This is a genomic window from Nitrospira sp. (genome assembly GCA_016788885.1).
Lineage (GTDB): Bacteria > Nitrospirota > Nitrospiria > Nitrospirales > Nitrospiraceae > Nitrospira_A.
Genome location: JAEURX010000006.1, coordinates 138516 through 145512, shown reverse-complemented (window position 1 = coordinate 145512; position 6997 = coordinate 138516). Strand labels below are relative to the sequence as shown.

The 6997-nt window shown below is 59.7% G+C and carries 5 protein-coding genes; all 5 read left to right on the top strand.

From position 1 onward, the window contains the following. A partial coding sequence (locus tag JNL86_01160; protein ID MBL8041512.1) for an ATP-dependent Clp protease ATP-binding subunit occupies nucleotides 1–2365 on the top strand: 2365 nt, incomplete at its 5' end. 246 nt (nucleotides 2366–2611) lie between these two features. Next, nucleotides 2612–3679, top strand: coding sequence for a tRNA (adenosine(37)-N6)-threonylcarbamoyltransferase complex transferase subunit TsaD (gene tsaD / locus JNL86_01155; protein ID MBL8041511.1), 1068 nt, complete (start codon nucleotides 2612–2614; stop codon nucleotides 3677–3679). 101 nt (nucleotides 3680–3780) lie between these two features. Further along, on the top strand, nucleotides 3781–5397 hold the full coding sequence (hflX, locus tag JNL86_01150) for a GTPase HflX (GenBank protein MBL8041510.1): 1617 nt from the start codon (nucleotides 3781–3783) through the stop codon (nucleotides 5395–5397). Nucleotides 5398–5431: 34 nt separating this feature from the next. After that, nucleotides 5432–6103, top strand: coding sequence for an endonuclease III (nth, locus tag JNL86_01145; protein MBL8041509.1), 672 nt, complete (start codon nucleotides 5432–5434; stop codon nucleotides 6101–6103). Next, on the top strand, nucleotides 6100–6978 hold the full coding sequence (locus JNL86_01140; GenBank protein MBL8041508.1) for a YicC family protein: 879 nt from the start codon (nucleotides 6100–6102) through the stop codon (nucleotides 6976–6978). The genes nth and JNL86_01140 overlap by 4 nt, the downstream gene beginning before the upstream one ends. Nucleotides 6979–6997: the final 19 nt, after the last annotated feature.

Below are 6997 nucleotides of genomic sequence, written 5' to 3'. Positions count from 1 at the left end.
CCATCAGAACGATTACCTGGGCACCGAGCACCTGGTGTTGGCCATCCTTCGCGAGACGGATGGGATTGCGCTGATGATCCTGAAAAAAATGGGCCTCTCGACCGAACAGATTCGCCTCGAAATCGAGCGCAACCTACCGGGCGGCGGCACGACAATGACCTTCGGAGAAATTCCTTTCAGTCCGCGGGTCAAGAAAGTCATCGAGTACGGGGTGGAAGAAGCCCGGCTCCTCGGTCATAACCATATCGGCAGTGAGCACTTATTGCTCGGACTTCTGCGTGAAGAGGAAGGCATCGGCGGAAAGATTCTGCGGAGTCTTGGCGCCAACCTCTTGACCGCCAGGCAGCTCACGGTGACCTTCCTGCGGAAGTCCGCCCCTCGCGAGCGGGACCGCAAGAGCAACACCCCGGCGCTCGACGAGTTCGGACGTGATTTGACACAACTCGCCCAAGAGGGGCAGTTGGATCCCGTCATCGGACGGGCGGATGAAATCGAACGGGTGCTTCAGATCCTCAGCCGACGCTCGAAGAACAATCCTGTACTCATCGGGGAATCCGGCGTCGGCAAGACGGCCATTGTCGAAGGGCTCGCGCAGCGCATCATCGCGTCGGAAGTCCCGGACAATTTGCTGTCCCGTCGCGTCATCGCGCTGGACCTGGGCTCGCTGGTCGCCGGCACCAAATACCGCGGCCAGTTCGAAGAGCGCTTGAAAGTGGTGATGAAAGAGATCGTGCAGGCTGGCAACATTATTATCTTCATCGACGAATTGCACACGCTGGTCGGCGCCGGCGCTGCTGAAGGTTCGATCGACGCCTCCAATATGCTCAAGCCGGCGTTGTCGCGCGGAGAAATTCAATGTATCGGCGCCACGACGCTGGACGAATACCGCAAGCACATTGAGAAGGACGGGGCCCTCAAGCGCCGCTTCCAACCCATTCATGTGCAACCGCCAAGCACAGATGAAACGGTGCGCATCATTCAGGGCTTGCGTGATCGGTACGAGGAACACCATGGCGTAGAGATCACCGAAGACGCCATTGTGGAGGCGGTCAAGTTAGCGGATCGCTACATCACCGACCGGTTCCTGCCGGATAAGGCCATCGATCTGATCGACGAAACCGGCTCCCGGGCGAAGTTGCAGACCTACGCGCTTCCGTCCGAACTCAAAGCGCTGGAGCAGGAGCTCAAGAAGATCTCTCGGGAAAAAGAGCTCGCTATCTCGATGCAGAACTTCGAGGAAGCCGTGCGCCATCGGGAAGAAGAAGAACGCTTGAGAAAACTCCTCGACGAGTCCAAGCGCGAATGGAAGAAGAATCAGGAGAAGCACAAACCGACCATCGGGAAGGAAGAAGTGGCCTATGTCGTGTCGAAGATGACCGGCATTCCGCTCTTCAAGTTGGAAGAGGAAGAGTCCAACAAGCTCCTCCGCATGGAAGAATTCCTCCACAAGCGGGTCATCGGACAAAACGAAGCCATTTCGGCAGTCGCGCGCGCGATTCGTCGATCCAGAGCTGGCCTCAAGGAAGCGAAGAAGCCCATCGGGTCCTTCATTTTCCTCGGCCCGACCGGTGTCGGGAAAACGGAGTTGGCCCGAACCCTAGCGGAGTTCCTCTTCAACAGCGAAGATGCGTTGATCCGCATCGATATGTCGGAGTACCAGGAAAAGTTCACGAGCTCGCGGCTCTTCGGAGCGCCTCCCGGATACGTGGGGTATGAAGAGGGCGGGCAACTGACTGAGAAAGTACGCCGTCGGCCATACTCGGTCGTGCTCTTCGATGAAATCGAGAAGGCACATCCGGATGTGTTCAACGTGCTCCTCCAGGTGTTGGACGACGGCGTCCTCACGGATAGTCTTGGCCGGAAGGTGGATTTCAAGAACACCGTCGTCATCATGACGTCGAACATCGGCACCAAACTGATCCAGAAGGGCGTCTCGCTCGGGTTCCAGAATGATGAAAAGAGCGGCCAGGAAGGACGCAGGAAGGATGAGGTGATGGGCGAACTGCGCCGATCCTTCAGTCCTGAGTTCCTGAACCGCATCGACGAAATCGTCGTGTTCCACCCGCTGGAAAAGGATCACTTAATCCACATTCTGGATATCCTGCTTCGGGAATTGAACCTCCGCCTGATCGACAAGAGCGTCAGCATCGACGTCGACGACGAGGTCAAGCAGTGGCTCATCAAGGAAGGGTACGAACCGCTGTACGGTGCCAGACCGATGCGTCGCATCATCCAGCGCGCCATCGGCGATCCGTTGTCGGAAGAGCTCATCAAGGGCCGCTTCAAGGACAACCGGAAGATCAAGGTGGTTCTGCGCGACGGCGCACCGGCGTTTATCGAACAAGAGGCCATGGCGGGCGTCTAGCTCGAAGGGCATCCGAGAGGGTAGGATCGACTCATCGTTGAGATCCTGTAGCAACACCGGCAACCCCCGCGGTCCGCAATCGGATCCGGGGGTTGTCTTTTTCCAGCGCGCAGAACGACGCGAACCGCCTCGCGTTGATCCTGCGCAGTTCCCACTCCAGACAATCATGGCGCAACCGAACATTTCGCTCGTGCCGGATGCAATCACGCCAGTGATCACACGCACCCCAGGGCACGACTCGCTAGCATGACCACTGCCAGAACCCCCATCGTCCTCGGCCCCACACTGGGCATCGAAACCTCCTGCGATGAAACGGCGGCCGCGGTGCTTGATGGCAAGGGACGCGTCTTGGCCAATGTCATTTCCTCTCAACAAACGGTGCATGAGCGCTTCGGCGGAGTGGTGCCGGAGCTGGCGTCGCGGGCTCACATTCAGAATGTAGATCATGTCACGCGCCGGGCGCTGGACGAGGCAGGACTCGGTTGGCAGGACCTTCACGCCATCGCCGTGACTCAAGGACCCGGCTTGGCCGGCGCCCTGCTGGTTGGGCTGAGCTACGCAAAATCCATTGCCTATGCGCTGGGAGTTCCGTTGATCGGCGTGAGCCATCTGGAAGGTCATATCGCTTCGGCGTGGATTGATCGCCCGGCGTTTCCCAAAACCTGCGTCGTCTTGATTGCCTCCGGCGGACACACCCACCTCTTCCACGCAGAGGAAACCGGTGGTTTCCGGCTCATGGGGCGCACCATCGACGACGCCGCAGGCGAGGCATTCGACAAAGGCGCGCAGATGCTCGGCCTGGGCTATCCCGGCGGCCCCCTCGTCGATGCCGCCGCTCGCAAGGGCCGCCCGACAGCAATCCGGTTTCCCCGATCCAGGGTGAGGACCGGAGAATTGGATTTCAGCTTCAGCGGCCTGAAGACCTCGCTGCTGTATCACCTGCAAGGAATGACCGCGAAGGCGATTGCCGAACAACAGGCTGATCTGGCGGCCTCCTATCAGGAGGCGATTGTGGACGTGCTGGTGCGACAGGCCTTCGCCGCGGTCGAGCGGGCGGGGGTTTCCGCACTCGCAGTCGTAGGGGGCGTATCAGCCAATTCTCGATTGCGAGCCAAACTTTCCGAGCGTGCCGCCAAAGAAGGAATTGAGTTGGGTCTCCCGGCCCTCTCGTATTGCACCGACAATGCCGCTATGATTGCTGCGGCAGGGCAGCGTGCATTGCTGCTCGGTCAGGTCACCTCTCTGGATTGCGAAGCCCTGCCGGATTGTGCGTTGCCGTCCACGTCATGCGGCGGAGCCACCCGCAGCCGATAACAATTGCGCCCTGGGAGCGTACCATCCCCACGATTCACGGACAGATCAGCGGCCTAAAAGCCAGTCACCTTGCGGCCTTGGAGCGACTGTACCGTCGACGTATCCCGACCTCGGTCGTGATCACCCCGGAATTGGCGCGCACGACGAGCCAACTGTCACGGGACATGCGCCGTCCAATCGGGCTGCTCATCACACGCCGCGGGATCGTCGAACAGGTATTGGTCGGACCGGGATGCGCCCCCACCTTCGACTCGTTAGCGAAATTCAGAGTCGGCGCTCACTCGTTGCGAGGACTGCGACTGATCCGGACGCATCTCCACGATGAGCCACTGAGTCAGGAAGACATCACCCACCTCGCATTGCTGCGCCTGGACTTGATCGGCGTACTCGGAGTCACTCAGGCGGGGGAACCCAGCCTGCTGCATCTTGCCCATCTGCTGCCGCCCAATCCGCAGGGCGAAGTCTGCCGCCTCCTCAAACCGGTCCCGTTTCATGAACTCGACCTCCAGTTGGACGCATTCCTCCATGCACTCGAACACGACCTTCAGCGGTCGGACACACGCCACACCGTGTCGGCCGGCACGGAATCCGCGATTCTGGTGAGTGCGTCACCCCGAAATCGCACCGAGCAGGAAGAACACCTGGAAGAACTCAGCGAGCTTGCCGAATCGGCCGGCGTGCGCGTCCTCGACCGTATCGTCCAACGGACTCAGGATGGCTATGAACGCTACTTGCTCGGAAAAGGTAAATTGAAAGAAATGGTCATGCGAGCCCTGCAGAAGGGCGCCGACCTGATCATCTTCGACCAGGACTTGGCCCCGGCACAGGCGAGAGCCATTTCCGAGATCACCGATATTAAGGTGATCGATCGTACCCAGCTTATCCTGGATATTTTTGCTCGCCGGGCCCATACGCGGGAAGGGAAGGTGCAGGTCGAGTTGGCGCAGCTTCGCTATCTGCTCCCAAGACTGTTGGGGCACGGCACCTCGCTGTCACGTCTCGGAGGAGGCATTGGATCACGAGGACCGGGAGAAACCAAGCTAGAAACCGATCGCCGCCGCATCCGAGATCGCATTGCGCACTTAGAACGGGACATCACCGATGTCGCCCGCCATCAGGATCAACGCCGTGCGCGACGAATCAGGCAGGGGCTCCCCATTCTTTCCATCGTCGGCTATACGAACGCCGGAAAATCCACCCTGCTCAACGCGTTGACGCACAGCGAGATTCCCGCCCAGGACCGGCTTTTTGAAACGCTCGATACTACCAGCCGCCGCCTGCGCTTCCCGCACGACCGTGAAGTCATCGTGACCGATACCGTCGGATTTATTCGAGATCTGCCCAAGGACCTTGTCGGGGCCTTTCGCACCACCCTGGATGAACTGCGCGATGCGGACTTGCTGCTCCATGTGGTTGACGCCTCCGCCGACGACATCGATCAGCAGATCAAGGCGGTCGACGACATTCTCCAATCACTCAACATGGACACCATTCCCCGCGTGATGGTCCTCAACAAGTGTGATCGCCTGACGGCGCAGGAAATCCGCGTGCTGTGTGCACGCTATCATGCCATCGGCATTTCAGCGTTGGATCGAGATAGCGTGCGTCCGTTGATTGCGCACCTCGAAACGCTCCTCCCGGCAGTGCCTTCACCGCCGGCACCCGCTGAGCATCCGGACCAGCCGCCACAGGACCTGGCACTTGCATCTCACTCCTGACCACTGCACAATTGGCGCCCACGACCAACGCATCATGAAATCCGCCGCCATTCCACCATCATCCGCCGCCGCGGAACGCCGCCGCCTCCAGCGCATCCTCGCCACCCTACGGGACACCGCACCGGCAGTGAAGGTGGAATTGGACCATCGCAGTCCCTGGGAACTGCTGGTCGCGACAATCCTGTCGGCACAGTGTACCGATCAGCGTGTCAACCAGGTCACCCCGAAGCTCTTCCGCCGATACCACAACCCGCGTGACTATGCGGAGGCCGATCCGACGGAATTGGAGGCGCTGATTCGTCCGACCGGGTTTTTCAAGACAAAAGCCAAGAACCTGATCCACTGCGCGAAGGTCGTCACCGAGCGATTTCACGGGAAGGTGCCCGAGACGATGGACGCCCTCACGACCCTGCCGGGGGTCGGACGCAAAACGGCCAATGTGCTCCTTGGCAATGCGTTCGAGAAACCGGCGATCGTGGTCGATACCCATGTGAAGCGCGTCTCCGGACGATTGCACCTCACACACCATACGGATCCCGAAAAGATTGAATCTGACTTGCAGCAGTTGATGCCCGCACGCCAATGGACAGAAGGATCGCAACGACTCCTTCTGCACGGCCGGTACGTCTGCCTCGCGCGCGCACCGAAATGCGGGATCTGCACGCTCTACACCGATTGCCATTGGGAAGGAAAAATTGCACGATGATTCGCAGCATGACAGGCTATGGGAAAAAGGACGTCGCGTCGGACAACGCCGGCGTGACCGTAGAGATCCGCTCGGTCAACCACCGGTTTCTGGAAGTCGCCGTGCGGGTTCCACGATCCCTCGCGCAATTGGAAGATCCGATCCGCAAGGCGGTCCAGCAACGCTGCCTGCGAGGCCGCGTCGATGTCTCAGTCTCCGTCCATGCCGCCGGCGGCAGCCTGAAAACCGTGCAGATCGATCAAGCCCTCGCCAAGCAGTATCATGGGGCGCTCAAAAAGCTGCAAAAGAGTTTGGGGCTAAAAGGCACCATCGACATTTCTCTGTTAGCCGGCTTTCGCGACATCGTGTCGATTACCGATGAACCGGTCGACACGGAACACCTGGGCAAGACGGTCTTGCGAGCCCTCGGGGTCGCGTTGACGGACCTCGAAAAGATGCGCAAGCGGGAAGGGGACGCCCTGGCCAAGGACCTGATCTCGCACCTGGACGCGATTCGCACCGCTAAATCCACCGTAGCGGAGAGGGCTCCGGAGCTGGCAACCAATGCATTTGGCCGGATGAAGGGGCGGATCGAAGCCCTCCTCCAGGCCGAGATCCCGGATCCTGCACGGCTCCAGCAGGAACTCGCCCTCTATGCCGACCGTTCAGACATCTCGGAAGAATTGGTCAGACTTGAGTCACATATGCTACAGTTCGACCAGACGCTCCGCAGCAAGGAGTCCGTGGGGAAGACGTTAGAGTTTCTTCTCCAGGAAATGGGGCGCGAAGTGAACACCATCGGCTCGAAAGCGAACGACGCCGACATCGCCGCACTGGTCGTCCGTATGAAAGCCGAACTGGAAAAATTGCGCGAACAAGTTCAAAATGTGGAGTAATGCCGGTCTTCTGAACGGC

Excerpts from the sequence above, each read along its gene's own strand:
- tsaD (MBL8041511.1), top strand. The coding sequence starts at position 2,612 with ATGACCACTGCCAGAACCCCCATCGTCCTCGGCCCCACACTGGGCATC.
- nth (MBL8041509.1), top strand. The coding sequence starts at position 5,432 with ATGAAATCCGCCGCCATTCCACCATCATCCGCCGCCGCGGAACGCCGC.
- JNL86_01140 (MBL8041508.1), top strand. The coding sequence starts at position 6,100 with ATGATTCGCAGCATGACAGGCTATGGGAAAAAGGACGTCGCGTCGGAC.